We start from the raw sequence: 26,088 nt of genomic DNA, 5'->3' as shown, positions 1-26,088 counted from the left end.
GATGGTCGAGGCTTCCTCTGTCGAGATCCGCAAGGTCAACAAATACTACGGCCAGTTCCACGCGCTGAAGGACATCGACCTGACGATCCCGCCCGGCAAGGTGACCTGCCTGATCGGGCCGTCCGGGTCGGGCAAGTCGTCGCTGCTGCGCTGCATCAACTTCCTTGAGGAATACGATTCCGGCGAGGTGCTGATCGACGGGCAGCTGATCGGCTACGAAACCCCCGGCGGCCGCCGTATGGCCCCCCGCCGCCTGCGCCAGATGCGCTCGACCATCGGCATGGTGTTCCAGCAGTTCAACCTGTGGCCGCACATGACCGCCCAGGAAAACGTGGCCGAGGGGCTGATCCGCGTGCGCGGGATGCGCAAGCCGCAAGCGATGGAACGCGCGGCCGAGGCGCTGACCCGCGTCGGGCTGGCCGACCGCATGGGCAACCACCCCTCGCGCCTGTCGGGCGGCCAGCAGCAGCGGGTGGCGATCGCCCGCGCCGTGGCGATGGACCCGCGGCTGATGCTGTTCGACGAACCCACCAGCGCGCTCGACCCGGAACTGGTCGGCGAGGTGCTGAACGTGATGAAGGCGCTGGCCGCCGGCGGCATGACCATGGTGGTGGTGACCCACGAGATGGGCTTTGCCGCCCATGTCGCCGACCAGGTGGCGTTCCTCGAGGCGGGCGAGTTGGTCGGCGTGGACGTGCCCTCGCGCATCCTGCGCGAGCCCGAGGACCCGCGCATCCAGTCCTTCCTGCGCACCTATCGCGAGCGGAACGTGATCTGAGCGCGGCCGGAGCGGGGGCCAGCCCCCGCGCCCCCGGGGTATTTGGGCAGGGAAGAAAGAGCCGCGTTGGCGAGCGCCCTGCCCGCCCGGCTCAGTAGGTGGCGCGGCCGCCGGAAATGTCGAACACGGCGCCGGTCGAGAAGCTGCAGTCCTCGGAGGAAAGCCACGCCACCAGCGCCGCCACCTCGTCGGGTTCCAGGAATCGCGCCAGCGGGATTTTCGACAGCATGTAGTCGATATGCTGCTGGGTCATCTGGTCGAAGATCGGGGTGCGCGCCGCGGCGGGGGTGATGCAATTGGCGATGACCCCGGTTCCGGCCAGCTCCTTGCCCAGCGATTTTGTCAGCGCGATCAGCCCGGCCTTGGAGGCCGAGTAATGCGCCGCGTTCGGGTTGCCCTCTTTCCCGGCGACCGAGGCGATGTTGACGATGCGGCCGTAGCCGCGCGCGATCATCCCCGGCACCAGCGCCCGGCAGACCACGAAGGGCGCGTTCAGGTTGACCTCCATCACCTGCCGCCAGCCCGCGGGGTCGAGATCCCACAACAGCCCGTTGCCGCCGGTGATTCCGGCATTGTTGACCAGAATGTCGATGGCGCCGGCCTCGGCAGCGGCCTTGGCCACCGCGGCGTCGTCGGTCAGGTCCAGCGCGCGGGCGCTGGCCGCCGGACCCAGCGCGGCCGCGGCCTGTGCGGCCTGATCCTGCTGGCGGTCCCAGATCACCACCTCGGCGCCGCTGGCGAGGAAACGGCGGGCGATGGCAAGGCCGATCCCTTGCGCGCCCCCGGTCACCACGGCCCGGCGGCCTTGCAAGTCGATACGGTTCATGGGCTTTCCTCTTGCTCGGGGGTTCGGGGGATCGGCGCGGGCCCGGGCTGCGCGCCCGAAAGATGCGCGTGCAGCAGCGACAGCTGCAGGTGGTCGGCGCGGTCGCGGTGGCGGGTGTGGGCCGCGCGGGCGGCGGCCGGGTCGCCGGCCTTGATCGCCGCCATGATCTCGCGGTGCTCGATATCGGATTGCAGCGGCAGCGGCCGCAGCCGCACCACCATCTGCCGGGCCAGATATTGCTGGCCCCAGTATTCCCCCAGCGTGCGCTGCAACCGCGGGTTGTTGCACAGCGCCACCAGCGAGGAATGGAAATCGTCGTCCAGATCGGACCAGCGCGCGATGTCGCCCGCGGCGGTGTTGCGTTCCATCCGGTCGAGCAGCGCGTCCAGTCGCGCGGCCTCGGCCGCCGAGATGCCGCGGCGGGCGACCAGCTCGACCGCCTTGATCTCGAGTGCCGAGAACACGTCGAGGATGTCGCGCACATCCCCCGGCGACAGGCTGCGCACGGTGATGCCGTGGCGGGGGCGGATTTCCAGCAGCCCCTCTTCGGCCAGGCGAATCGCGGCCTCGCGCACCGGGGTACGCGACAGCGACAGCAGCGCGGCGAGTTCCGTTTCCAGCAGCGTGGTGCCGGGGGCCAGCCGCCCGGTCAGGATGCGATAGCGCAGGTCCTGATAGGCACGGTCGCGCGCGGGCAGCTCGGCCAGCCCCGCCAGCGTCGGGTGGTGGCGGACCCCCCGGCGCGGGCTGGCGGGCCTGACCTCGCGCGCCGCCGCCATCAGCCGCCTGCCGCCGTGTCGCGGATATGGGCGCGGATGATGTCCTGGAAACTGGCGTCGGCGGTGAACCCCGCGGCCAGCGCCCGGTCGGGGGCAAAGTCGCGCGGCCAGCCCGCGACGATGCCGCGGATGGTGGCGTCGGGTTCGCGCCGGATCAGCGCGGCGACATCGTCGCCCGCGACCTCGCGCAGCGCCGCGATCATCTCGGCCACGCTGATCGACAGGCCGGGCATGGTCAGGCAGCGCCTTGCGCCCAGCGGCGCCAGATCCATGGTGGCCGCGTGCAGCAGAAACCCGGTGGCGGCGGCGGGGCTGGCGACCCAGTGGCGCACGTCGTCCTCGACCGGCAGCACGGCCTCGACCCCGGCCAGCGGCTCGCGGATGATGCCGGAAAAGAACCCCGAGGCAGCCTTGTTGGGCTTGCCGGGGCGCACGACGATGGTGGGCAGCCGGATGCCGATGCCGTCGAAGATGCCGCGGCGGGTATAGTCGTTCAGCAGCAGCTCTCCGATCAGCTTCTGGGTGCCGTAGCTGGTCATCGGCGCGGGCACGAAATCGTCGGTGATCGGCTCGGCAAAGGGGGCGCCGAACACCGCGATGGACGAGGTATAGACCACGCGCGGGCGATAGTCGGGCTGGGCGCGGATCGCCTCGAACAGCAGGCGGGTGCCGTCCAGGTTGATGCGGTAGCCCTTGTCGAAATCGGCCTCGGCCTCGCCCGAGACGATGGCGGCAAGGTGGAAGATCACATCGGGGCGCTGCGCCACCAGCGCCTGCACCGTGGCCGGGTCGGCGATATCGCCGGCGCGGGTTTCCACCGCGACGGCGCCGCGCGATTGCAGGTCCGAGGGCACCACGTCGAACAGCGTCAGCCGGGCGATCTCGCCCTCGCCAAGCCGCCCTGTATCCAGCAATGCCTCTGCCAGCTTGCGCCCGACCATGCCGGCAGCGCCAAGAATCAGGATGTCCATGAGCCCCTCTTACCGTTTATGTATACGTTAGCGGCTTGTCGGGGTTGTGCAAGAGAGTCCGAGGCGGACAAGGGGCGATTCCCGGTTGCGCGGCTGCTCAGCGGGCGCAGGCGTCCCAGGCGACGACCACCGCGGCGGCGGCGGCGGCGGTCTGCTGCGGGGTCTGTCCCGGGCGGTAGAGCGCCGAGCCGAGGCCGAAGCCCGCGGCCCCGGCCGCGCGCCAGACGGCGAAATCATCCGGCCCGGCGCCGCCCACCGCATAGACCGGCAGCGCGGGCGGCAGCACCGCGCGGATCGCCGCCAGCCCGCCCGGCCCGATGATCGAGGCCGGGAACAGCTTCAGCCCCGTCGCCCCGGCGGCGATCGCCGACAGGCATTCGGTCGGGGTCATCACCCCGGGCCAGCTTTCCATCCCCGCCGCGCGGGTGGCCGCGATCACCGCCGGGTTGCAGTCGGGCGAGACCACCAGCCGCGCCCCCATCCCCGCCAGCCGCTGCACCTGCGCGACGGTCAGCACCGTTCCCGCCCCGATCCGCGCCTGCGCGCCGTGGCGGTCCAGCAGCCGCGCGATGCTGTCCCAAGGCTCGGGCGAGTTCAGCGGCACTTCGATCGCCTCGATCCCGGCGTCCAGCAGGGCGGCGGCGTGGTCCAGCACCTCGGCCGGGGTGATCCCGCGCAGGATGGCGATCAGGTTGCGGCTCATGTCCCGTCCTTTCGCAGCAGGGCGCGGGCCATGGCCAGCCCGGCCAGCGTCACGCTGTCCGAGCGCATCCTTGCCGCCTGCACCCCTTGCGCGGCCAGCGCGCGGGCATAGGCGCCGGCCAGCGCGTCGCCGACGATCACCACGTCGCGGCCCAGCCACCACGGGCGGGCGGCGGCCAGTTCCGCGCCGATCAGCCAGCCCGACAGGCGTTCGCGGGCGGTGGCGGGGTCGAGCCCCTCCAGCAGCGCCTCGGCCCGCAGGGAAAACAGCCGCGCGGCCAGCGCCTGCGGGCGCGACAGGGTTTCGGCCACAGCGGCGTCGAAATCTGCGCCCGGGTCCGCATCCTGCGCCGCGATCCCGTGGCGCAGCACCGATTGCGCCGACAGCAGGGCGAACAGCTCTCCGGTCATGAAGCTGCGGAAGCTGACCACCTCGCCGGCAGAGACCTCGGCCCATTTGCTGTGGGTGCCGGGCAGGCAGACCACCCCGTCCCAGCCGGGACGGGCGGCCAGCACCCCGGCGATCTGGGTTTCCTCGCCCCGCATCACATCGGCCGAAGGTTTCAATTGCGACAACCCGGGGACGATCCACACCGAGAGCCTGGGGTCGCTGGTGGGCGCACGCGCCAGCGGCGGCGCGAGCGGCGGGCAGGGAACCGCGCGATAGCCGGCGTCGATCCAGCCCTGGCGGGCGCCGACCATGCCGCAGGCGACCACCGGGATCGCGCCCGAATCCGGCAGCCAGCCGCCGGCCAGCGACAGCAGCGCCGGTTCAAACTCGGCCGGCGCCAGCGCGCCCATCCCGGCCGGGGATTGCGCCTGCGCCAGCACCTCGCCGCCGGTCCCCACGGCCCACAGCCGCAAGCGGCTGGTGCCCCAGTCGGCGGCGATCCAGTCCAGAGCGGTCACGGCCCGTCCTCCGCCATGCCGCCCGGCCGCTCGCGGCCTTCGGTGCGGAAATGGGTGGCGACGTTGCGGGTCAGCCCGTCGAAATGCGAATCGATATGGGCCAGCATCCGCGCCGCGTCGCGCGCCACCAGCGCCTCGATCATGCCGCGGTGGTCGTGCAGCACGCGTTCGGCATCGGTGCGGGTGCTGGCGGACAGAAAGCGGATCCGCCACAGCCGCGCCAGATATTCGCCATGGGTGCGGGCCAGCGCCGGGTTGTGCCCGGCGGCGACGATGGCGCGGTGCATCTCCATGTCCAGGTCGAACACGTCCAGCCGGTCGCCGGTGGCATGGTCGCGGGCCACCGCCTCGGCCAGCCGGGCGATATGGGCGATCTCGTCGGCGGTGGCATGGGCGCAGGCGAGCTCGCCCCCGAACAGTTCCAGCCGGCGCAGCACGGCGATCTCGTCCAGCACCTCGGCCAGCCCGGGGTCGGCGACGACGGGGCTGCGCAGCGGGCGCAGCGTCACCAGCCCTTCCTGCGCCAGCACCCGCACCGCCTCGCGCAGCGGCGTGCGGCTGACGCCCAGACGCTCGGCGTGGTCGCGTTCCTTGATCGGGCTGCCGGGGGGCAGCACGCCGGTCAGGATCTCGCGGCGCAGGCGCCGGGCCAGCGCCGTCGGGCGGGTCGGGTCGCTGTCGGGCGCGTCGGGAACCGGGTTCTGGGTCATGGCGCGTTGATCGGGGTCACCGCCGCCTGGCCCGCCAGCACCGCCGACAGGTTGCGCCGTTGCAGCTCGCCCATGGCGGCGCGGCTTTCCACCGTGGCGGAACCGACATGCGGCAGGGGCAGCAGGTTCGGCAGCGCCGCCAGCCGGGGGTCAACCGCCGGTTCGTTCCAGAACACGTCCAGCGCCGCGCCGCGCAGCCGCCCCTGTTCCAGCGCCGCGATCAGCGCCGGTTCATCCACGACCGAGCCGCGGGCGATGTTGACCAGCACCCCGTCGGGGCCCAGCGCCGCGATCACCTCGGCCGAGACCAGCCCGCGGGTTTCCTCGCCCCCCACCACCGCGACCACCAGGTCGTCGACGGCACGGGCCAGCGACAGCGGGTCGCCGTGGCGGGTCCAGCCCGGGGTCTGGCGGGGCGTGCGGGCGCAGTAATGGATCTGGCATCTGAAACCCGCCAGCCGGTCGGCGATCTCGCGCCCGATGCGGCCCAGCCCCAGGATGCCGACGCGCCGCCCGGTCACCCGCCGCGCCAGCGGCAGCGGGCCGCGGCGCTGCCAGTCGCCCGAGCGGACCGAAGCGATCCCCGCCTCGAACCCGCGCGACTGCGCGATCAGCATCCCGACCGCCAGATCGGCCACGTCGTCGCTGAGCACCTCGGGGGTGTTGGTGACCAGCACCTTGCGGGCGGTAGCGGCCCCGACGTCAATATTGTCGTAGCCCACGCCGAAATTGGCGATCACCCGCAGCGCGGGCAGCAGATCCATCTCGGCCGCGCCGAAGCTTTCATGGCCCATGAAGGCGACGCCGTGGACTTCCGCCCGCAGCGCGGCAGGCAGCGCCGCCAGCGCGGCGGCCGAGGGCAGCGCCTGCGCCCCCATTGCCGCCAGCGCGGCGGCATCGACGTCGGAATACCGCCCGACCGCCAGGATCCGGGTCATCGCGTCCCCCCTTTGCCGGTTTCAGACCGTGGCGGTAATGCCGCCGTCCACATGGATCACCGCCCCGTTGACAAAGGACGAGGCGTCCGAGGCCAGGAACACCGCCGCGCCGGCCAGCTCTTCGACCTTGCCCCAGCGGCCGGCAGGGGTGCGCCGCTCAAGCCAGTCGCAGAATGCCGGGTCGGCGACAAGCGCGGCGTTCAGCGGCGTGTCGAAATACCCCGGCGCCAGCGCGTTGCATTGCAGCCCGTGGCGCGCCCAGTCGGCGGCCATGCCCTTGGTCAGGTTCGCCACCGCGCCCTTGGTGGCGGTATAGGGGGCGATGCCGGGCCGGGCCAGCATCGACTGCACGCTGGCGATGTTGATGATCTTGCCGCGACCGCGGGCGATCATGTGGCGTGCCGCCGGCTGCGAGACGTTGAACAGGCTGGCGACATTGGTCTGCAACAGGCGCTGGAACGCCTCGGGCGGGAAATCCTCGAGCGGCGCGCGATGCTGGATGCCGGCGTTGTTCACCAGGATGTCGATGGGGCCGGTTGCGGCCTCGAACCCGTCGATCGCGGCGCGGGCGGCATCGGCGTCGGTCACGTCAAAGGCCAGGGTGGCGGCGTCCAGCCCCTCGGCCCGCAGGGTGGCGGCGGCCTGTTCCAGCGCCTCGGCGCGGCGGCCGTTCAGCACCACCGCCGCCCCCGCTTGTGCCAGCCCCCGGGCCAGCGCGAAACCGATGCCCTGCCCCGCGCCGGTGACCAGCGCCCGCCGCCCGTCCAGCTGGAACAGCGACAGCGCCCCCATCAGCCGCGCCCCACAAAGGGCATGTTGGTCGCCATCACCGTGACGAACTGCACATTGGCGCCCTCGGGCAGCGAGGCCATGTGCATCACCGTGTCGGCCACCACCTGCGCGTCCATCACCGGCTCGACCTTCAGCGAGCCGTCGGCCTGCGGCACCCCCCTGGTCATCGCCACCGCCATGTCGGTCAGTGCGTTGCCGATGTCGATCTGCCCGCAGGCGATGTTGAACGCCCGCCCGTCCAGCGACACCGAGCGGGTGATCCCGGTGACCGCGTGTTTCGAGGTGGTATAGGCGATCGAGCCCGGCCGCGGCGCATGGGCCGAGACCGAGCCGTTGTTGATGATCCGCCCGCCCTGGGGGTCCTGCGCGCGCATGACGCGAAAGGCGGCGCGGGCGCAGATGAATACCCCGTTCACGTTCACCTCGATCACGCGGCGGAACTCGTCCGGGTCCACCTCGTCGGGGGTCTGGGTGACCAGCCCGGTGCCGGCGTTGTTGAACAGCACGTCCAGCCGCCCCCATTCCGCCGCCGCCCGGTCAAAGGCCGCATCCACCGCACCCGCGTCGCAGACATCGCAGGGCAGCACCAGCGCCCCCGCCTGCCCGTCCGCGGACTCGCGCAGCGCCTCTTCGCGCCGGCCGATCAGCCCGACGCGCCAGCCCGCGGCCAGGAAGGTCCGCGCCGTGACCCGGCCGATGCCGCTGCCGGCGCCGGTGATGATGATGGTGTTCGCCATGGCGGGCCTTTCCGTGGTTGTGCAGGCAAGGGGTCAGTGGTTGTCGCGGGGCAGCGATTGCGCCACCCGGTGATAGGCGGTGGCCAGCTCGAGGCAGCCGCCATCGGCCAGCTGCCCGACGTTCTGGCGATAGATTTCCTGCCAGGGGGTCTGGTGCACCAGCTCGGGCGGGGTCCAGGCGTCGCGGCGGGCCTGCCATTCGGCCGCGTCCACCAGCGCATCCATGCGCCGCGCGTTCAGGTCCAGCCGCACCCGGTCGCCGGTCTGCAGCAGCGCCAGCCCGCCCCCCACCACCGATTCCGGCGAGGCGTTCAGGATCGAGGGGCTTTCCGAGGTCCCCGACTGCCGCCCGTCGCCCACCGTCGGCAGGTGGTTGATCCCGGCCCTCAGCAGCGCATCCGGCGGTTGCATGTTCACCACCTCGGCCGAGCCGGGATAGCCCACGCAGCCGACGTTGCGGATGAAAAGAATGCAGTTTTCGTCCACCGCCAGTTCGGGGTCGTTCAGGCGGGTGTGGTAATCCTCGGGGCCCTCGAAGACGATGGCGCGGGCCTCGTGGACGCCCTCATGCCCCGGGTCGGACAGGAAGCGGCGGCGGAAATCCTCGGAAATCACGCTGGTCTTCATCAGCGCGCTGTCGAACAGATTGCCCGACAGCACCAGGAACCCGGCATGTTCGCGCAGTGGGTCCGAGAACGGCCGGATCACCGCATGGTCGGTCGAGCGGATGTCCGCCACGTTCTGCGCCACGGTCCGGCCGGTCACGGTCAGCGCATCCCGATGCAGCTTGCCCGCGGCCAGCAGTTCACCCATCACCGCGGCGACGCCGCCGGCGCGGAAGAAGCTTTCCCCCAGATATTCCCCGGCAGGCTGCATGTTGACCAGCAGCGGCAGGTCGAAGCCGATGGTTTCCCAGTCGCGCACGTCCAGCTCTACCCCGGCGTGGCGGGCGATGGCCTGCAGATGCGGCGGCGCGTTGGTCGAGCCGCCGATGGCGGTGTTGACCACGATCGCATTCTCGAACGCCTGCCGGGTCAGGATGTCCGAGGGCTTGAGGTCGTCCAGCACCATCTGCACGATGCGGCGCCCGGTCTCATAAGCCATGCCCATGCGTTCGCGGAACGGCGCCGGGATCGCCGAGCAGCCGGGCAGCGACATGCCCAGCGCCTCGGCCATCGCGTTCATGGTGCTGGCGGTGCCCATGGTGTTGCAATGGCCCAGCGAGGGCGCGCTGGCGCAGACGCGCTGGATGAACTCGGGGTAGTCGATGCGCCCCTCGGCCAGCAGGCGGCGGCTTTCCCAGACGATGGTGCCGGAACCCGCGCGCTTGCCCTGCCACCAGCCGTCGAGCATCGGGCCGCCGTTCAGGGTGATCGCCGGGATATCCACGGTCGCCGCCCCCATCACCATCGCGGGGGTGGTCTTGTCGCAGCCGGTGGTCAGCACCACCCCGTCCAGCGGATAGCCGTGCAGCACCTCGACCAGCCCCAGATAGGCGAGGTTGCGGTCCAGCGCCGCGGTCGGGCGCTTGCCGGTTTCCTGGATCGGGTGGACCGGGAACTCCATCGGGATGCCGCCGGCGTCGCGGATCCCGGCCTTGATGCGGTCCATCAGGAACACGTGGATCTTGTTGCAGGGCACCAGGTCGCTGCCGGTCTGGGCGATGCCGATGATCGGGCGTTCGGACTGCAATTCCTCGCGCGTGTAGGTGCTGTTCTGGTAGCGTTCCAGATACAGCGCGGTCATGCCGGGGTTGTTGGGGTTGTCGAACCATTCCTGGCTGCGAAAGCGTTTGTTGGCGCGGGTGTCGGACATGATGGAATCCCTGGCTGGGCCGGCGTGGGCGGCGCATGATTCTGGTATACCATTTGTCCGAGGCCTGTAAAGCGGGGGGGGTGGAGCGAGGCGCTGCCCCGCGCCTCGGGATATTTACAGCAAGATGAAACAGCCGGGCGGCGCTTGTCTTGGCGGCGCATTGGTATACCATCCGCGGCCTTGGATGAGAGCGAGGGACAGCATGAGCTTCGGGCTACCGGGGGATGGGCATTTCGTCGGGCGGGTGTGGCGGCCGGGAGTCGGGCCGGCGCTGGTGGTGCTGCGCGACGGCATGGTCGTGGACGTGACCTCGGCCGAGGCGCCGACCATGCGCGACCTGCTGGAGATGGAGGATCCCTGCGGCTGGCTGGACGCGCAGCCGGGCGAGGCGCTGTGTGCGCTGGAGGATCTGGCGGCCGCCAATGACGGCGAGGACGCGCTGCGGCTGCTGTCGCCCGCCGATCTGCAGGCGATCAAGGCCAGCGGGGTCACGTTCGCCGATTCCATGGTCGAGCGGGTGATCGAGGAACAGGCCGCGGGCGACCCCGACCTTGCCGCCGGCATCCGCGCCCGCATCGGCGCTGCCATCGGCGACAATCTGCGCGGCATCGTGCCCGGATCGGACCGCGCCGCCGAGGTCAAGCGCGCCCTGCAAGCCGAGGGGCTGTGGTCGCAATATCTCGAGGTCGGCATCGGCCCGGACGCCGAGATCTTCACCAAATGCCAGCCCATGGCCTCGGTCGGCTGGGGGGCGCCGGTCGGGCTGCACCCGATCAGCCGCTGGAACAACCCCGAGCCGGAAATCGTGCTGGCGGTGGACAGCCGCGGCCGGGTCCGGGGCGCGACCCTGGGCAACGACGTGAACCTGCGCGACGTCGAGGGGCGCTCGGCGCTGCTGCTGGGCAAGGCCAAGGACAACAACGCTTCGGCCGCGATCGGGCCGTTCATCCGGCTGTTCGACGCGGGCTACGGCATCGACGACGTGCGCCGGGCCGAGTTGGCGCTGCGGGTCGAGGGCGAGGACGGGTTCGTGCTGGAGGGCAGTTCCTCGATGGCGCGGATCAGCCGCGACCCCGAAGATCTGGTGGCGCAGGCCTGCGGCCGCCACCACCAGTATCCCGACGGGTTCATGCTGTATCTGGGCACGCTGTTCGCCCCCACCCAGGACCGCGACGCCCCCGGCCAGGGCTTCACCCACCACCCCGGCGACGTGGTGACGATTTCCGAACCGCGGCTGGGGGCGCTGGTCAACCGCGTGTCGCTGTCCACGGAATGCCCGGAATGGCGCTTTGGCGCGGGCGCGCTGATGCGCAACCTGGCAGCGCGGGGGCTGCTGGTGCAGGAGGCTGGGGGCTGAGGCTTGGGGATGGCGATGCCGCGGGACAGGACGGCGGTCAGGAAAACTCCGCCCGGCGCTTGCGGGCCGCGGGCTTGCCGCTGGCGGGGTAGATTTACGTCGATAGCACAATGGCGGCAGCACCGCTGCTCGCCGCAGGTTCTATCCCCGAGCGCGGCCCCCGGGGCAGAAGAAGCGATCCGCTCGCGCGCAAGGTGACGTCGATCGGCTTGCCTTCGACGAAGCCGCCCATGGAGCGGGCGCGGGCTTGCGAGCGGAGAGTGTTGCGGGCAGCAGCACCGCTGGGAAAGCGGCGTTGCTGGTTCCTCATGGGCGCGCAGGCTGCGCAGAAGCCGGCGCGAGGGATCCCAGCAGCACCGCGGTATTTCGCGGGACCAGCCCGGCACGAACGACGACACCGGGTTGTCAGACATGATGGCCTTTCTGCTGCGCCGTTGTTTTTGGGCAACGCGGCTGCAGCCGGCAAGGCTCCGTCCCGCCCCCCCTTGGATGCGAAAAAGCCCGCCGGCAAGGGCGGGCTTTCGGGTGGCCTTCGGCGCGGTTCAGGCCGTGCCCAGCCCCTCGGTCGAGGCGAAGAACATCGCCTGGCTGACGGCCGAGCGCACCTGTTCTTCCGAATAGGGCTTGGAGATCAGGAAGGCCGGTTCCGGGCGGTCGCCGGTCAGCAGCCGCTCGGGGAAGGCGGTGATGAAGATCACCGGCACGTCGCCAAGGCTGCCCATCAGCTCGTTCACCGCGTCGATACCGGACGAGCCGTCGGCCAGCTGGATGTCGGCCAGGATCAGCGCCGGGCGGTTGTCGGCGGCCAGCTCGATCGCGGCGGAATGGGTGCGGGCGACGCCGGTCACCTCGTGGCCCATGGCCTGCACGATGCCTTTCAGGTCCATGGCGATGATGGTTTCATCCTCGATGATCATCACCCGGCCGCGGATCGCCCGGCCCATCTCGTTCAGGGCGATCTGCACCAGCTCTTCGGCCTCGGACTGGTCGATCTGCATGATGCGGGCGATCTGGTCGTAGCGCAGTTCCTCGATCGTGCGCAGCAGCAGCGCCTCGCGCGAGTTGGCGGTCAGGCCGCGCAGATGCGCCTGGGCCGCGGCTTCGCGGGTGGACTGGTTTTCGCTGGCCACCGGCTGGCCCGAGCTTTGCCAGATGGCGTGAAAGGTGCGGAACAGCCCGATCCTGGTGTCCTCCGCATCCATCAGCTCGCGGTCGGAGAGGATCGCCTCCAGCGTCGCCGCCGCGTAGTTATCACCCGCGGTCTGGCTTCCGGTCAGGGCGCGCGCATAGCGGCGCAGATAGGGAAGCTCGCGGCCGATGGATTGGGCCAGATCAGCAGCAGACATGCGTAAACCTCGAAATTATCCCCATGGGGAACCTTGACGTTTTGTAACCGTTGGGCATCGTGCGCACAAGCTTACCGGGGCAAACAAATAGATGAACACAAAGCGGGATGACCGTAAACGCGCCGCTTTGGAAAAGCAGATCGACGAGAATCTGCGGCGCGTGTACGAGCAGGATGCAAGCCAGGAGGTGCCCGACCGCTTCCTCGCCTTGCTCGATCAGTTGCGCAAACAGGAATGACGCGCGTGGGCAGGTCAACAGACGGCCAGGCCCTTTCGGGCCCCAATCCGCGCGACGAGTTGGTGGACCACCTGCCGGCGCTGCGGGCCTTTGCGCTGTCGCTGACGCGGGAATCCGCCTCGGCCGACGATCTGGTGCAGGACACCATCGTCAAGGCGTGGACCAACATCGACAAGTTCCAGCCCGGCACCAACCTGCGCGCGTGGCTGTTCACCATCCTGCGCAACACCTTCTATTCCGCCCGCCGCAAGACCAGGCGCGAGGTCAGCGACAGCGACGGCATCCATGCCGCCCGGCAGGCGACCCGGCCCGAACATGACGGGCGGCTGGCGATGAACGACTTCAAGGTCGCCTTCGAGCAGCTTCCCGACGAGCAGCGCGAGGCGTTGATCCTTGTCGGCGGCTCGGGATTTTCCTACGAAGAGGCGGCGCAGATGACCGGTGTCGCGGTCGGCACGGTCAAGTCGCGCGCGAACCGCGGCCGCCGCAAGCTGGCCGAGTTGATGCAGATGGCCGAGGGCGAGGACCTGGACATGACCGACAGCGCAACGCTGGCCGTGATGGCGGTGAACCACCCCGTTTCCCGGTAACGGCCCGGGATGTTGCGCTGGGGCGCAGATTTCGCCCGCAGGCTCGGGTTCCGGCTGGGGATGCTGCTCAGCATCGCCATCCTGCCGATCGGGATGATCTCGATCCTGCAGACGCTGCACCTGTCGCGCGAGGCCGAGCGTTCCGCCGAGCTTGCCATCCAGGGCCGCACCGCCGCCGCCGCCGCCGGCGAACGGGCGCTGCTGCAGGGCGCCATCGCCACGGCCGACGCCCTGGGCATTTCGGTGCTGACGATGCTGGACGACCCGGCCACCTGTTCGCGAATGATGCATGATTTCGTGCAAAGCAGCCCGTCCTTCGTCTATGCCGGCTTCACCGACACCAGCGGGCGCAACATCTGTTCGGCCAACAGCCAGTTCCGCGACATGTCCGACACCGCGCAGTTCCGCGAGTTCATGGAGGATCCGGGCACGCTGATCACCTCGGCCGCGCAGGGCCCCTGGTCGGGGCTGCCGGTGGTGATCGTGATGCAGCCGCTTTACCGCGACCTGGAACTGCTGGGCTATGTGGCGCTGTCGCTGTCCCACGACCTGCTGCGCTCGACCCATATTTCCGCCTATTGGTCGGACGGGGCGCGGATCCTGTCCTTCAGCAACACCGGCCGGCCGCTGATCGGGGATTTCGGCACCCAGGAAAACGCGATGGCGATCCTGCCGCGCGGCGTCACCCTGGCCGAGCTGGTGCAGAGGACCGACACCACCTTCAGCGCCATCTCCAATTCCGGGGAAAAGCGGGTGTTCTCGGTGGTGCCGGTGGTGCCGGATCTGGTCTATGCGCTTGGCAGCTGGAGCCCGCGCCTGACCGGGGTCGCCGGGCTCAGCCTGTCGCGGTTCGTCGCGGTGCTGTTCCCGGTGGCGCTGTGGCTGGTGTCGCTGGCGGTGGCGTTCTTTGCCGTGGACCGGCTGGTGCTGCGCCATGTGCGCGAATTGCGCGGGCAGATGCGCCGCTTTGCCCTGGGCAACCGCGTGGTGCCGCCGCCGGTGCTGGAAACCGCCCCCGGCGAGATCCGCGACGTCAGCGAGACCTTCCACAACATGGCCCGGATCCTGATCCGCGACGAGGCCGCGATGGAAGAGGCGGTCGCCGAAAAGACCGTGCTGCTGAAAGAGGTCCACCACCGGGTCAAGAACAACCTGCAGCTGATCGCCTCAATCATCAACATGCAGAGCCGGGTGATCGACGACCCCGACGCCAAGCGGGTGCTGCGCTCGGTGCAGGACCGGGTGGCCTCGCTGGCGACGATCTACAAGAACCTCTATCAGGCCGAGCATCTGGAATCGGTCGAGGCCGACCAGCTGGTGCGCGACATCATCGGGCAGATGTCCACCGCCTCGGTGGTCAGCGAGTATTCGATCGAGATCGACACCAGGCTGGAACCGCTGACCCTGCTGCCCGACCAGGCGGTGCCGCTGACCCTGCTGACCACCGAAGCCTTTACCAACGCGCTGAAATACGCCGGCATCCCCGAGGGGCGCGAGCGTCCCTGGGTCTGCGTGCGCCTGCACCGCGCCGCGGACGGCCATGCCGAGCTGACCATCGAGAACTCGCTGGGCCGGGGCACCTCGGAGGTCGAGGGCACGGGACTTGGCAACCAGCTGATCGAGGCCTTTGCCATGCAGCTGGACAGCGAGGCGCTGATCACCATGCAGGATGGGGTGTACCGGCTGTATCTGCGCTTCCTGCCGGAAACCGGCGCCACGCTGCTGGACAGCGAAACGCGGCGGGTGGTGCTGACCTCGGCCGCGCGCGAGGGGGCGCGGCACTGAAGCTGGCGGAACGGGCCTGCGGGTTTCTTCCTTGCTTAAAGATCCCGGGAGCTGGGGGCAGCGCCCCCGGCCGGGCCTGCGCGGCAGTCAGGGATTGCGGCCGGGGGCCATCTTGCGGGCGAGGGCGCGGGCCTTGCGGGCCTTGACCAGGCGGCGGTGGCGATCCAGCTCGACGTTGATCAGCGCGCCCATCATCACCGAGAACCCGGCGATGTAGAACCACATCAGCAGCGCCACCACCGCCCCGATCGAGCCGTAGATGCGGTTGTAGCTGTTGAAGCTGGTCAGATAGGCCGAAAACGCCACCGAGGCCGCCGCCCAGGCCAGCGCCGCGAACAGCGCTCCCCAGGTGAAGAACGGCGTGCGCGGGGATTTCACGTTGGGGCCGTAGCGGTAAAGCACCCCGATCGCGATCAGCACGATTGCAAACATCGCCGCCCAGGGGATCGTGCTCAGCAGCCAGCTGCGCAGCGGGCCGGGGTCCAGGAAATTGAACGCCAGCGGCACCATGACGATGGTCGCGAGCCCCAGCACCACGATGCCGACGATGGCCAGCGTCAGCACATAGGCCAGCACCCAGCCGAAGATCGTCGAATGTGACCGCACCCCGTGGGCGGCGTTCAGCCCGCGCACCAGCGCATTCACCCCGGCGCGCGCCGCGATGGTGGCGATCAGGAAGGAGATCCCCGAGGTCCAGCCCAGCTGCGTGCGGCCGCCGGAAATCAGCGCATCGATCTGCGTGTGCAGGATCTGCGCGGCCTCGGGCGGGACGAACTCGTCCACAAGCTGGTCGTAATCCTGCAGCAGCACCGGGTCGAACCACAGCCCCCACAGCGCGATCAGCGCCGCCAGCCCGGGGAACACCGCGAACATGGCGTAGAACGCCACCCCGGCGGCGATCAGCCCCATGTGGATCTTGTCCATCCGCTCGAACAGCGATTGCACGAAGCCGATGGATTCGCGCAGATAGCCGAACATCACGCGCCCCTGGTCATGGCGTGGTGGTGGCGGCAAAGCGCAGCCAGAGCGATTTCTCGCCCATGCGGGCGACGAACTCGGCATGGGCGTGGCGCTCGCCCTCGGTCAGGCGCGGCGGCAGCGGGCGGGGGCGGGGCGCGCGCGGGCGGATCGGCCCCGAGGCGCCGGCGCCGGGGTCGGCCGCCGCGGTCTCGGTCACCAGCACCAGGTCGGGCTGGCGGCCGCCGATCAGCTCCAGATAGACCTCGGCCAGAAGCTCGCTGTCCAGCAGCGCGCCGTGCAGGGTCCGGCCCGAGTTGTCGATGCCCCAGCGCCGGCACAGCGCATCCAGCGACACCGGGGCGCCGGGGAATTTGTTGCGTGCCATCGTAACCGTATCCAGCGCGCGATCCATCGCGATGGGCGGATGGCCGCAGCGGCGCAGCTCGGCATTGAGGAACTTCATGTCGAAAGGGGCATTATGGATCACCAGCCGGGAATCCTCGGCGATGAACTCGATGAACTCGGCGGCGATCTCGGCGAATTTGGGCTTGGTGGACAGGAACTCGCTGGTCAGCCCGTGGACGGCCAGCGCCTCGGCCGGCATGTCGCGTTCGGGGTTGATGTAGACGTGGAAATGCCGGCCGGTGGGCAGGTGGTTTAGCAGCTCGATGGCGCCGATTTCCACGATGCGGTCGCCGGTGTCAGGGTCGAAGCCGGTGGTTTCGGTGTCGAGGACGATCTCACGCATCGGGCAGGCTTTCGGCTTTGGTTTCGGCAGCGATTTCGGCAAGGATGGCGTCGACGGTGGCCTGCGCGCGGTCCAGCGTGTCGGTCGGGATCACCCAGCGGGCGCGGGCGCGGCGGTCGGCGTCGGTCATCTGCCGCGACAGGATCAGGTCCAGCGTGGTGTCGTCCATGCCGGGGCGGGCGAGGACGCGGGCGCGCTGCACCTCGGCCGGGGCCGAGACCACGGCAACGCCGTCCATCTGCGCCTGCGCCCCGGTCTCGAACAGCAGCGGAATGTCGAGCAGCACCACCGGCGCCGCGGCATTGGCGGCGATGAAATCGGCGCGGTCGGCGGCGACCAGCGGGTGGACGATGGCTTCCAGTTCCGCCAGCCGCACGGGCGTATCGGCCAGCACGCGCTTGAGCGCGGCGCGGTCGATGCCGCCATCCTCGGCCAGCGCCTGCGGAAAACCGGCGGCAACCGGGGCCACCGCGGCGCCGCCGGGGGCGTAGAGCCGATGCACTGCGGCGTCGGCGTCCCAGACCGGCACGCCGCGGGCGGCGAACATGGCGGCGGTGGTGGATTTGCCCATGCCGATGCCGCCGGTCAGGCCCAGACGGAAGCTCATGCCAGCACCGCCCGGCGCAGGTCCTCGTCCACCTGCGGGTGGATACCGAACCAGCGTTCGAACCCCGGCGCGGCCTGATGCAGCAGCATCCCCAGCCCGTCGACGGTGGTGCAGCCGCGCGCCCGCGCATCGCGCAGGAAATGCGTGTCGAGCGGGGTGTAGACCAGATCGGTGACCAGAGCGTCGGGCGACATCGCATCCAGCGGCAGCCGCAGAGGCTGCGCGCCCTCCATCCCCATCGAGGTGCAGTTGACGATGGTGGCGGCGCCTTCCAGCATGTTGCCGACCTGCGCCCAGTCGTAGACCACGACGCGGGCGCCGAAATCGGCCTTGAGCTGGTCGGCGCGGATGCGGGTGCGGTTGGCGATGCGCAGTTCCGGCACGCCGCATTCCAGCAGCGCCGCGACCACGGCGCGGGCGGCACCGCCGGCGCCGATCACCGCCGCGGGGCCGGAGTCCGGCAGCCATTCGGGGGCCTGCTGGCGCAGGTTGGTGACGAAACCGTAGCCATCGGTGTTGTCGGCGTGGATGCGGCCATCCTCGCGGAAGATCAGCGTGTTGGCGGCACCGATCAGCGCCGCGCGGTCGGTGACGATATCGGCCAGCGCCAGCACCGATTCCTTGTGCGGGATGGTGATATTAGCACCGACGAAGCCGGCGCGGGGCAGCGCGCGCAGCACCTGCGCCAGATGCTCGGGCGCCACCGCCAGCGGCACGTAATGGCCCTTGATGCCGTAGCGGGCCAGCCAGTGGCCATGCAGCCGGGGCGAGCGCGAATGTGCGACCGGCCAGCCGATCACCCCGGAGAGCGGCACCGCCGCCGCAGGCGGGGCGTCAGCAGCGCTTTCGGGGGCCTGTGTCATCCGCATCCTCGTTCCATGTCGCCCCATCTCTAGCGCGCGGCGGATTCGAGGGGAAGCCGGCAGCACCTGTGGACAGTCTGGTGGGAAACCCTGTGACCGCCATGTGCGCGGATCGGGGTCCGCGGAACCGCGTGGATGAAGCCGCGGGACTTAACGGGAACGCCGGGGATCCATCCACAGGCGCATAACTGCACCGGAATTGTCCACAGGCTGCGGACAGGCGGGTTTTCCACAGCGGGGATGGAACCGTTTAAAACACTGATTATTATGATATTACTGGTTTGGTATACCAGTTCCTCCACCGATTTGTCCACTGCGGCAAAGCGTGGATTGAATCCCGCGGCGCATGATGGTTCAGATACCCACTGCGCCTACTGACCACATCAATCTTTCTGAATCTTTTCTTTATGAAGAAGAGAGACGGCGAAGGAGACCGCCCATGCTGACCGACTGGCTTTCGGACGCCTATCTCTGGATCAAGGCCTTCCATGTGATGTCGGTGATTTCCTGGATGGCGGGGCTGTTTTATCTGCCGCGGCTGTTCGTCTATCACGCCGAACGCGCGCAGGGCGGGGGCGAGCCCGCCGCCAGCTTCGAGATCATGGAGCACAAGCTTTTGCGCTATATCATGGGGCCGGCCTCGATCGCGACCTGGTTGGCGGGGCTGGCGCTGGTGTTCACGCCGGGGATCGTGGACTGGTCGCTGCTCTGGCCCTGGACCAAGGCGGCGGCGGTGCTGGGGATGACGGTGTTCCACCACTGGCTGATGATCCACCGCCGCAAGCTGATGCGGGGCGAGGGCGCCAGCGGCCGTACCTATCGGATCGCCAACGAGATCCCGACCCTGTTCATGGTGGTGATCGTGCTGTCGGTGATCCTCAAGTTCTGAAGTTTGACTTTGCGGGCGATCTGCATTATGTGGCGAGGCGCGCCCCGTCCGGGGTGATCTCTTCCGACACAGGATCTGTTGCCGCGCCCGTTCCGGGGCCGCTGCGCCGTATGGATGACATGATGAGCCAGGAACGTCTGAACCTCGCCGACCTCAAGGCCAAGAGCCCGGCCGATCTGCTGGCCATCGCCGAGGAATGGGAGATCGAGAACGCCTCGACCATGCGCAAGGGCGAGATGATGTTCTCGCTGCTCAAGGAACATGCCGAGGAGGGGTTCGAGATCGGCGGCGACGGCGTGCTGGAGGTGGTGCAGGACGGGTTCGGGTTCCTGCGCTCGCCCGAGGCCAACTATCTGCCCGGCCCCGACGACATCTATGTCAGCCCCGACATGATCCGGCAGTTCAGCCTGCGCACCGGCGACACGGTCGAGGGGGTGATCCGGGCACCCGGCGAAAACGAACGTTATTTCGCGCTGATCAGCGTCGAGAAGATCAATTTCGAAAGCCCCGAAAAGGCCCGGCACAAGGTCGCGTTTGACAACCTGACCCCGCTTTACCCCAATGAGCGGCTGAAGATGGAGCTGGACGATCCGACGGCGAAGGATCGCTCCGCCCGGATCATCGACCTGGTGGCGCCGATCGGCAAGGGGCAGCGGTCGCTGATCGTGGCGCCGCCGCGCACCGGCAAGACGGTGCTTTTGCAGAACATCGCGAATTCTATCGAGAAAAATCACCCGGAATGCTATCTGATCGTGCTGCTGATCGACGAGCGACCCGAGGAAGTGACCGACATGCAGCGTTCCGTCAAGGGTGAGGTGGTGTCCTCGACCTTCGACGAGCCGGCCTCGCGTCACGTCGCGGTCAGCGAGATGGTGATTGAGAAGGCCAAGCGGCTGGTCGAGCACAAGCGTGATGTTGTCATCCTGCTCGATTCGATCACCCGGCTGGGGCGTGCGTTCAACACGGTGGTGCCGTCCTCGGGGAAGGTGCTGACCGGGGGCGTGGACGCGAATGCCCTGCAGCGGCCGAAGCGGTTCTTTGGCGCGGCGCGGAACATCGAGGAAGGCGGCTCGCTGACCATCATCGCCACGGCGCTGATCGACACCGGCAGCCGCATGGACGAGGTGATCTTTGAGGAGTTCAAGGGCACCGGCAACTCGGAAATCGTGCTGGACCGCAAGGTGGCCGACAAGCGGGTGTTCCCGGCGATGGATATCCTGAAGTCCGGCACCCGCAAGGAAGAGCTGCTGGTCGACCAGAAGGATCTGCAGAAGACCTATCTGCTGCGGCGGATCCTGAACCCGATGGGCACGACGGATGCCATCGAGTTCCTGATTTCCAAGCTGAAACAGACCAAGACCAACGCCGAGTTCTTCGATTCGATGAACGCCTGAGCATGGGATGTCCACGATCTATGCCGAAGCGACGCCGGCGGGGCGGGGCGGGGTCTCGGTCGTAAGGCTGAGCGGGCCCGAGGCGCGCAGCATCGCCGAGGCGATCGCCGGGGAGCTGCCGGTGGCTCGGCGGGCGGAACTGCGGTCGCTGCATGATGGCGACCTGATCGACCGGGCGCTGGTGATCCGCTTTGACGAGGGCGCCAGCTTTACCGGCGAGGCGGTGGTGGAGTTCCAGCTGCATGGCGCGCCGGTGGTGGTGCGGCGGTTGCAGGAGGCACTGCGTGCCCGCGGGGCGAGGCTGGCTGAGGCCGGCGAGTTTACCCGCCGCGGGTTGCTGAACGGGGCGCTGGCGCTGAGCGAAGTCGAGGCGCTGTCCGACCTGCTGGCGGCCGAGAGCGAGGCCCAGCGCCAGCAGGCGCTGCGGGTGGTTTCGGGCGAGCTGGCCCGCTGGACCGAGGGGCTGCGCGAGCGGCTGGTGCGGGCGGGGGCGCTGATCGAGGTCTCGCTGGATTTTGCCGATGAGGAAGTTCCGGACGAAGTTCCGGACGAGGTGTTCGAACTGCTGGACTCGGTGCGGGTGGATATCGCCGCGGCCGTCGCCGGGCTGCCGGCGGCGGAGCGGTTGCGGGCGGGGTTCGAGGTGGCGATCGTCGGACCTCCGAATGCGGGGAAGTCGTCATTGTTGAACCGGATCGCGCGGCGCGAGATGGCTCTGGTCAGCGATGTGGCCGGTACCACCCGCGACGTGCTGGAGCTGCATACCGAGTTGGGTGGGTTGGCGGTGACATTCCTGGATACCGCGGGTTTGCGAGACGCCGAGGATTTTGTCGAAGGGCTGGGGGTGGACCGCGCGCGCGACCGGGCTCGGCAGGCGGATCTGCGGCTGCATCTGTCCGAGGACGGGCGCGCGGTGGAGGAGCTTTACCAGGACGGGGATCTGGTCCTGTGGTCGAAGGCGGATCTGGGCGGTCGGGGGATTTCCGCAGCGACGGGGGCGGGCGTCCCGGAAATGCTGGAGGAGTTGCGGCGACGTCTGGCGGAGCGGGTCGCGGGCGCCGGGCTGGTGACGCGTAAGCGGCAGGCTGATGCGTTGGAGGATGCGCTGGCGGTGCTGGCGGTTCGCAGGGGGCAGCCGGCGGAGCTGTTGGCGGAAGCGGTGCGGCAGGCCTCGCATCGGTTGAGCGAGGTGGTTGGGAAAATTGCTCCGGATGACTATCTGGATGAAATCTTCTCGCGCTTCTGCATCGGAAAATAGGTGCTTCACGTGAAACATTACGATGTGATTGTCATCGGGGCGGGCCACGCCGGCTTGGAAGCAGCCGCGGCAGCGGCGCGGATGGGCGTGCGCGTGGCGCTGGTGACGATGCGGGCCGACGACGCGGGGACCATGTCCTGCAACCCGGCCATCGGCGGGTTGGGCAAGGGGCATCTGGTGCGCGAGGTCGACGCGCTGGATGGGTTGATGGGTCGGCTGGCCGACGCAGCAGGGATCCAGTTCCGGTTGCTGAACCGGCGCAAGGGGCCGGCGGTTCAGGGGCCGCGGGCGCAGGCCGACCGGGGACTTTACCGCGCCGCGGCAGGGCGGGAGCTGCGCAAGCTGGATGGCCTGGAAGTGGTGTTGGGCGAGGTCAAGGCGCTTGCGCTGGCGGGGAACCGGGTTGCCGGGGTGGAGCTGGCTGACGGCACCGCACTGATGGCCGGTGCCGTGGTGGTGGCGGCCGGGACGTTTTTGAACGGAACCATTCATATCGGCGATGTCTTGCGTCCAGCCGGGCGCTGGGGGAATGACCAGGCCAGCGGCTTGTCGGGGTCGCTTTTGGCGCTGAACCTGCCGCTGGGGCGGTTGAAGACCGGCACCCCGCCGCGGCTGCTGCGCAGTTCGATCGACTGGGACAGTCTGGAGCAGCAACCGGGCGACGATCCCCCGACAATGCTGTCCTTTCTGAATGCCGCGCCTGTAGTGGCGCAGCTTTCCTGTGCGATCACCCATACGAACTCGGAAACCCATCGCATCATCCGGGAAAACCTGCTCCGCTCGGCCATGTACGGCGGGCGGATCGCCGGGGCGGGGCCGCGCTACTGCCCGTCGATCGAGGACAAGATCGTCCGGTTTGCGGACAAGGATTCGCATCAGATCTTCCTGGAGCCCGAGGGGCTGGACAGTCCGTTGGTCTATCCGAACGGCATCTCGACCTCGTTGCCCGAGGACGTGCAGCAGGTTTATATCCGCTCGGTCCGCGGACTGGAGTCGGCGGAAATCGTGCAGCCGGGTTATGCGGTGGAATATGACTATATCGACCCCCGCAGCCTGCAGCCGACGCTGGAAACCCGTGCGGTTGCCGGGCTGTATCTGGCCGGTCAGGTCAACGGGACGACCGGCTATGAGGAGGCCGCGGCACAGGGGCTGGTCGCGGGAATGAATGCGGCACTTGCGGCGCAAGGCCGGTCGCCGGTGATTTTCAGCCGCACCGGCAGCTATATCGGGGTGATGATCGACGATCTGATCACCCGCGGCGCCACCGAGCCTTACCGGATGTTTACCTCTCGCGCCGAATTCCGTCTGTCGCTTCGCGCCGACAATGCAGACCGGCGGCTGACCCCGTTGGGCATGGAAATCGGGCTGGTGGGTGCCGAGCGGGCAGAGCGATTCTGCGACAAGCTGCAGCGTTTCACCTCCGGGCAGGCGCGGGCCGAATCGATCAGCTTTACGCCGCAGCAACTGGCTGGCCATGGTATCGCCGTCCGGCAGGACGGGCATCGCCGCACTGCCTTTGGTCTGCTAGGTCAGGTGGATCTGCCCCAGCCTGCGGTGCTACCGCTGCTTCCGCCGGAATTGGTCGCTGACGAAGAGGTGCTGCAGATGCTGCGCAACGACGCAATCTACGCGCAGTTCACCGACCGGCAATCCCGCGATGCTGCCGATATTCGCCGCAACGAACAGATGCGCCTGCCGCAGGATCTGGATTACCAGCAGATCCGCGGCATCTCGCATGAATTGCAGGCCAAGCTGGACGCTACTCGTCCCGCCACCATCGCTCAGGCCAGCGCCATCGAGGGCATGACTCCTGCCGCGCTCACCCTGCTGATCGGTATCGCCCGGAACTGTGGGACGGCGGCGGCGTGAGTGCTTCACGTGAAGCACGGCTGGTGCAGTACGCGGCGCTGATCCGGAAATGGAATTCGGCGATCAACTTGGTTGCGCCGGCCTCTCTGGCCCAACTCGAACAGCGCCATATCGCCGACAGCGCACAGCTGGCGCGGCTGCATCCCGACCCGCAAGGCCCATGGCTCGACATCGGCAGCGGCGGCGGCCTGCCCGGCCTGGTCGTCGCGATCTTCCACCCCGAGTTGCCGGTGCAGCTGGTCGATTCGGATCGCCGCAAGGTGGCGTTCCTGCAGACCGCAATTCGGGAGTTGGGACTTGCGAATTGCACCGCCACGGCCGCCCGCATCGAAGAGCTGCCCCCCGCCGATGCCGCCAATCTCAGCGCCCGGGCGCTTGCCCCGCTGGACCGGCTTGTGCCATATCTGGACCGGCATCTGGCACAAGACGGAACGGCATGGCTCATGAAGGGACGAAACTGGCAGACCGAGCTGACCGCAGCCCGCCGGAATTGGCGCTTTGACGCCGAAATCCATCCCAGCACCACTGACCCCGCTGCCGCCATCCTTCAGATCAGCAATATCCGCCATGGCTGAACGCATGATCATCGCCGTCGCAAACCAGAAGGGCGGGGTAGGCAAGACCACCACCGCGATCAATCTCGGGGCGGCGCTGGCCGAACAGGGGCTCCAGGTCACCATCGTGGACCTCGATCCCCAGGGGAATGCCTCGACGGGGTTGGGAATCGATGCCGACGGGCGCCAGACGACCAGCTACGACCTGCTGATCGGGGATGCCGACTGGACCGAGGCAGTACAGGACACCGGCATTCCGAACCTCGCCATCGTCCCCGCCACCGCCGACCTTGCCTCGGCCGAACTGGACATCGCTGCCCGCCCGCGCCGCACTCAGCTGCTGGCGGATGCGTTGCGGCAAGCCCGCGGCATCGTGCTGATCGACTGCCCGCCCGCGCTGGGGCTGCTGACGCTGAACGCCATGGTCGCCTCCGATAGCGTCATCGTGCCGCTGCAGGCGGAGTTCTACGCGCTCGAGGGCCTCTCGCAGCTGATGCTGACCGTGCGCGAGGTGCGGTCCTCGGCCAATCCCGACCTGCGGATCGAGGGGATCCTGCTGACCATGGCCGATTCCCGCAACAACCTGTCGCAACAGGTCGAGGCTGATGCCCGCAAGACCCTGGGCCCGCTGGTGTTCCAGACCGTGGTCCCCCGCAATGTCCGCGTGTCAGAATCCCCCTCCCACGCCCTGCCGGTGATCCATTACGATCCGCAGTCGAAAGGCAGCAGCGCCTATCGCGCGCTCGCCGCCGAACTGCTGGCCAAGGGGCTGAAATCTTCAGGAAAGGCAGCAGCGCATGGCTGATCCGAAACCGCGCCGGGCCGGGCTTGGCCGTGGCCTGTCGGCGCTGATGGCCGATGTCGAACTCGTCCCTGGTGCTGCGTCCAAGGCGCCGCAGACCCTGCCTGTCGAGCAGATCATCCCGAACCCCGATCAGCCGCGGCGGCAGTTCGACCCCGAGGCGCTGAACGAACTCGCTGCGTCGCTGCGCAATCGCGGCATCCTGCAACCACTGATCGTGCGCCCACACCCGACTGAGCCCGATCTCTACCAGATCGTCGCCGGCGAACGCCGCTGGCGTGCGGCCCAGATCGCGCAGCTGCACGAGCTGCCGGTGCTGATCCGCGAGCTGGACGACACCGAGGTGCTGGAAGTCGCGCTGATCGAGAACATCCAGCGCGCCGACCTGAACCCGATCGAGGAAGCCGCCTCGTTCCGCCAGCTGATGGACCGTTTCGGCCATACCCAGGAACGCCTCGCCGAGGCGCTGGACAAGAGCCGCAGCCATATCTCCAACCTGCTGCGGCTGCTCAACCTGCCCGAACAGGTGCAAGGTTTCGTCCGCGACGGCAAGCTGACCGCCGGGCATGCGCGGGCGCTGATTACCGCCCCCGACCCGGTCGCTATGGCCCGCAAGGTGATCGAGCGCAACCTGTCCGTGCGCGAGACCGAGGCGCTGGCCCGCCAGGCCACCCAGCCGAAACCGGAAACCCCGCGCATCCGCAGCGAAAAGGATGCCGACACGCTGGCGCTGGAATCGGACCTTTCGGCGCAGCTCAAGATGCGGGTCCGTATCGAGCATGCGGGCCAGGACGGCGGCCGGATGACCATCACCTACCGCGACCTGGACCAGCTCGACCGGCTCTGCCAGGCGCTCGGCGGCGGGTTCTAG

The 26,088-nt window shown here is 68.9% G+C and carries 27 protein-coding genes; 12 read left to right on the top strand and 15 right to left on the bottom strand.

Translation table 11 applies throughout. The features are described from left to right. The first annotated feature begins 1 nt into the window (after window position 1). A complete protein-coding gene (locus BUB57_RS08410) occupies window positions 2–778 on the top strand; it encodes an amino acid ABC transporter ATP-binding protein (RefSeq protein WP_073065187.1) in 777 nt (258 codons plus the stop codon). Between the two features lie 91 nt (window positions 779–869). Here BUB57_RS08410 and BUB57_RS08405 read toward each other — a convergent pair whose 3' ends face one another. The 10 genes from BUB57_RS08405 to BUB57_RS08360 form a co-directional block, all read right to left on the bottom strand. After that, complete coding sequence (locus BUB57_RS08405; RefSeq protein ID WP_073065184.1) at window positions 870–1,604, bottom strand: SDR family oxidoreductase; 735 nt, start codon at window positions 1,602–1,604, stop codon at window positions 870–872. Then, window positions 1,601–2,383 (bottom strand): GntR family transcriptional regulator, encoded by a 783-nt coding sequence (locus tag BUB57_RS08400; protein ID WP_084732047.1) that lies wholly within the window; start codon window positions 2,381–2,383, stop codon window positions 1,601–1,603. Before BUB57_RS08400 ends, BUB57_RS08405 begins: the two co-directional genes overlap by 4 nt. Continuing rightward, the gene (gene denD, locus BUB57_RS08395; RefSeq protein WP_073065181.1) at window positions 2,383–3,354 is read right to left on the bottom strand and encodes a D-erythronate dehydrogenase; all 972 of its coding nucleotides are present in this window, start codon (window positions 3,352–3,354) and stop codon (window positions 2,383–2,385) included. The genes BUB57_RS08400 and denD overlap by 1 nt, the downstream gene beginning before the upstream one ends. 97 nt (window positions 3,355–3,451) lie before the next feature. Next, complete coding sequence (locus BUB57_RS08390) at window positions 3,452–4,057, bottom strand: 2-dehydro-3-deoxy-6-phosphogalactonate aldolase (protein ID WP_073065178.1); 606 nt, start codon at window positions 4,055–4,057, stop codon at window positions 3,452–3,454. Further along, entirely contained in the window at window positions 4,054–4,965 is a 912-nt protein-coding gene (locus BUB57_RS08385) for a 2-dehydro-3-deoxygalactonokinase (RefSeq protein WP_073065175.1), read from the bottom strand. The genes BUB57_RS08390 and BUB57_RS08385 overlap by 4 nt, the downstream gene beginning before the upstream one ends. Then, on the bottom strand, window positions 4,962–5,675 hold the full coding sequence (locus tag BUB57_RS08380; RefSeq protein ID WP_073065172.1) for a GntR family transcriptional regulator: 714 nt from the start codon (window positions 5,673–5,675) through the stop codon (window positions 4,962–4,964). Before BUB57_RS08380 ends, BUB57_RS08385 begins: the two co-directional genes overlap by 4 nt. Beyond that, on the bottom strand, window positions 5,672–6,613 hold the full coding sequence (locus tag BUB57_RS08375) for an NAD(P)-dependent oxidoreductase (RefSeq protein WP_073065169.1): 942 nt from the start codon (window positions 6,611–6,613) through the stop codon (window positions 5,672–5,674). The genes BUB57_RS08380 and BUB57_RS08375 overlap by 4 nt, the downstream gene beginning before the upstream one ends. 21 nt (window positions 6,614–6,634) lie before the next feature. Further along, on the bottom strand, window positions 6,635–7,405 hold the full coding sequence (locus tag BUB57_RS08370; RefSeq protein WP_073065166.1) for an SDR family oxidoreductase: 771 nt from the start codon (window positions 7,403–7,405) through the stop codon (window positions 6,635–6,637). Further along, window positions 7,405–8,142: an SDR family oxidoreductase gene (locus tag BUB57_RS08365; protein WP_073065163.1), complete on the bottom strand. Its 738-nt coding sequence runs from the start codon at window positions 8,140–8,142 to the stop codon at window positions 7,405–7,407. The genes BUB57_RS08370 and BUB57_RS08365 overlap by 1 nt, the downstream gene beginning before the upstream one ends. A gap of 33 nt (window positions 8,143–8,175) precedes the next feature. Then, complete coding sequence (locus tag BUB57_RS08360) at window positions 8,176–9,957, bottom strand: IlvD/Edd family dehydratase (protein ID WP_073065160.1); 1,782 nt, start codon at window positions 9,955–9,957, stop codon at window positions 8,176–8,178. A 202-nt stretch (window positions 9,958–10,159) separates the two neighbouring features. On the opposite strand from BUB57_RS08360, the gene BUB57_RS08355 reads away from it, so the two are divergent. Next, a complete protein-coding gene (locus BUB57_RS08355; protein WP_143159666.1) occupies window positions 10,160–11,314 on the top strand; it encodes a fumarylacetoacetate hydrolase family protein in 1,155 nt (384 codons plus the stop codon). A 542-nt stretch (window positions 11,315–11,856) separates the two neighbouring features. Here BUB57_RS08355 and BUB57_RS08350 read toward each other — a convergent pair. Continuing rightward, a complete protein-coding gene (locus tag BUB57_RS08350) occupies window positions 11,857–12,660 on the bottom strand; it encodes a response regulator (RefSeq protein WP_073065155.1) in 804 nt (267 codons plus the stop codon). Window positions 12,661–12,751: 91 nt separating this feature from the next. Between BUB57_RS08350 and BUB57_RS08345 the strand changes: the two genes are divergently transcribed. The 3 genes from BUB57_RS08345 to BUB57_RS08335 are packed head-to-tail and all read left to right on the top strand — an operon-like array spanning window position 12,752 to window position 15,273. Then, window positions 12,752–12,898, top strand: coding sequence for a NepR family anti-sigma factor (locus BUB57_RS08345; RefSeq protein ID WP_073065152.1), 147 nt, complete (start codon window positions 12,752–12,754; stop codon window positions 12,896–12,898). 5 nt (window positions 12,899–12,903) lie between these two features. Beyond that, window positions 12,904–13,488: an RNA polymerase sigma factor gene (locus BUB57_RS08340; protein WP_234952022.1), complete on the top strand. Its 585-nt coding sequence runs from the start codon at window positions 12,904–12,906 to the stop codon at window positions 13,486–13,488. 9 nt (window positions 13,489–13,497) lie between these two features. Next, window positions 13,498–15,273, top strand: a complete 1,776-nt coding sequence (locus tag BUB57_RS08335; protein ID WP_073065145.1) for a sensor histidine kinase — start codon at window positions 13,498–13,500, stop codon at window positions 15,271–15,273. 87 nt (window positions 15,274–15,360) lie between these two features. Here the strand turns inward: BUB57_RS08335 and BUB57_RS08330 are convergent, their stop codons facing one another. Genes BUB57_RS08330 through BUB57_RS08315 form a run of 4 tightly spaced genes read right to left on the bottom strand, consistent with a single transcriptional unit; the run spans window position 15,361 to window position 18,451 of the window. Beyond that, window positions 15,361–16,251 (bottom strand): YihY/virulence factor BrkB family protein, encoded by an 891-nt coding sequence (locus BUB57_RS08330; RefSeq protein ID WP_073065142.1) that lies wholly within the window; start codon window positions 16,249–16,251, stop codon window positions 15,361–15,363. Between the two features lie 13 nt (window positions 16,252–16,264). Continuing rightward, on the bottom strand, window positions 16,265–16,981 hold the full coding sequence (dnaQ, locus tag BUB57_RS08325; RefSeq protein ID WP_073065139.1) for a DNA polymerase III subunit epsilon: 717 nt from the start codon (window positions 16,979–16,981) through the stop codon (window positions 16,265–16,267). After that, window positions 16,974–17,588 carry a dephospho-CoA kinase gene (gene coaE / locus BUB57_RS08320; RefSeq protein ID WP_073065137.1) on the bottom strand — a complete coding sequence of 205 codons (615 nt, stop codon included), beginning with the start codon at window positions 17,586–17,588 and terminating at the stop codon, window positions 16,974–16,976. Before coaE ends, dnaQ begins: the two co-directional genes overlap by 8 nt. Then, complete coding sequence (locus BUB57_RS08315; RefSeq protein WP_073065135.1) at window positions 17,585–18,451, bottom strand: shikimate dehydrogenase; 867 nt, start codon at window positions 18,449–18,451, stop codon at window positions 17,585–17,587. The genes coaE and BUB57_RS08315 overlap by 4 nt, the downstream gene beginning before the upstream one ends. A gap of 439 nt (window positions 18,452–18,890) precedes the next feature. Here BUB57_RS08315 and hemJ point away from each other — a divergent pair, with 439 nt between their 5' ends. From hemJ to BUB57_RS08280, 7 genes are all read left to right on the top strand, one after another. Continuing rightward, on the top strand, window positions 18,891–19,340 hold the full coding sequence (gene hemJ, locus BUB57_RS08310) for a protoporphyrinogen oxidase HemJ (RefSeq protein WP_200796432.1): 450 nt from the start codon (window positions 18,891–18,893) through the stop codon (window positions 19,338–19,340). Between the two features lie 122 nt (window positions 19,341–19,462). Then, the gene (gene rho / locus BUB57_RS08305; protein ID WP_073065578.1) at window positions 19,463–20,734 is read left to right on the top strand and encodes a transcription termination factor Rho; all 1,272 of its coding nucleotides are present in this window, start codon (window positions 19,463–19,465) and stop codon (window positions 20,732–20,734) included. A 7-nt stretch (window positions 20,735–20,741) separates the two neighbouring features. Next, window positions 20,742–21,992 (top strand): tRNA uridine-5-carboxymethylaminomethyl(34) synthesis GTPase MnmE, encoded by a 1,251-nt coding sequence (mnmE, locus tag BUB57_RS08300; RefSeq protein ID WP_073065132.1) that lies wholly within the window; start codon window positions 20,742–20,744, stop codon window positions 21,990–21,992. Between the two features lie 9 nt (window positions 21,993–22,001). Continuing rightward, the gene (gene mnmG, locus BUB57_RS08295) at window positions 22,002–23,861 is read left to right on the top strand and encodes a tRNA uridine-5-carboxymethylaminomethyl(34) synthesis enzyme MnmG (protein ID WP_073065574.1); all 1,860 of its coding nucleotides are present in this window, start codon (window positions 22,002–22,004) and stop codon (window positions 23,859–23,861) included. 23 nt (window positions 23,862–23,884) lie between these two features. Further along, the gene (gene rsmG, locus BUB57_RS08290) at window positions 23,885–24,436 is read left to right on the top strand and encodes a 16S rRNA (guanine(527)-N(7))-methyltransferase RsmG (RefSeq protein ID WP_327082962.1); all 552 of its coding nucleotides are present in this window, start codon (window positions 23,885–23,887) and stop codon (window positions 24,434–24,436) included. Then, window positions 24,429–25,220: a ParA family protein gene (locus tag BUB57_RS08285; RefSeq protein ID WP_073065126.1), complete on the top strand. Its 792-nt coding sequence runs from the start codon at window positions 24,429–24,431 to the stop codon at window positions 25,218–25,220. Before rsmG ends, BUB57_RS08285 begins: the two co-directional genes overlap by 8 nt. After that, window positions 25,213–26,088, top strand: coding sequence for a ParB/RepB/Spo0J family partition protein (locus BUB57_RS08280; RefSeq protein WP_073065123.1), 876 nt, complete (start codon window positions 25,213–25,215; stop codon window positions 26,086–26,088). Before BUB57_RS08285 ends, BUB57_RS08280 begins: the two co-directional genes overlap by 8 nt.

The organism is Paracoccus solventivorans, assembly GCF_900142875.1.
Classification (GTDB): Bacteria; Pseudomonadota; Alphaproteobacteria; order Rhodobacterales; family Rhodobacteraceae; genus Paracoccus; species Paracoccus solventivorans.
The sequence above is the reverse complement of the archived record's forward strand: the minus strand, read 5'-3'. Positions and strand labels throughout refer to the sequence as shown.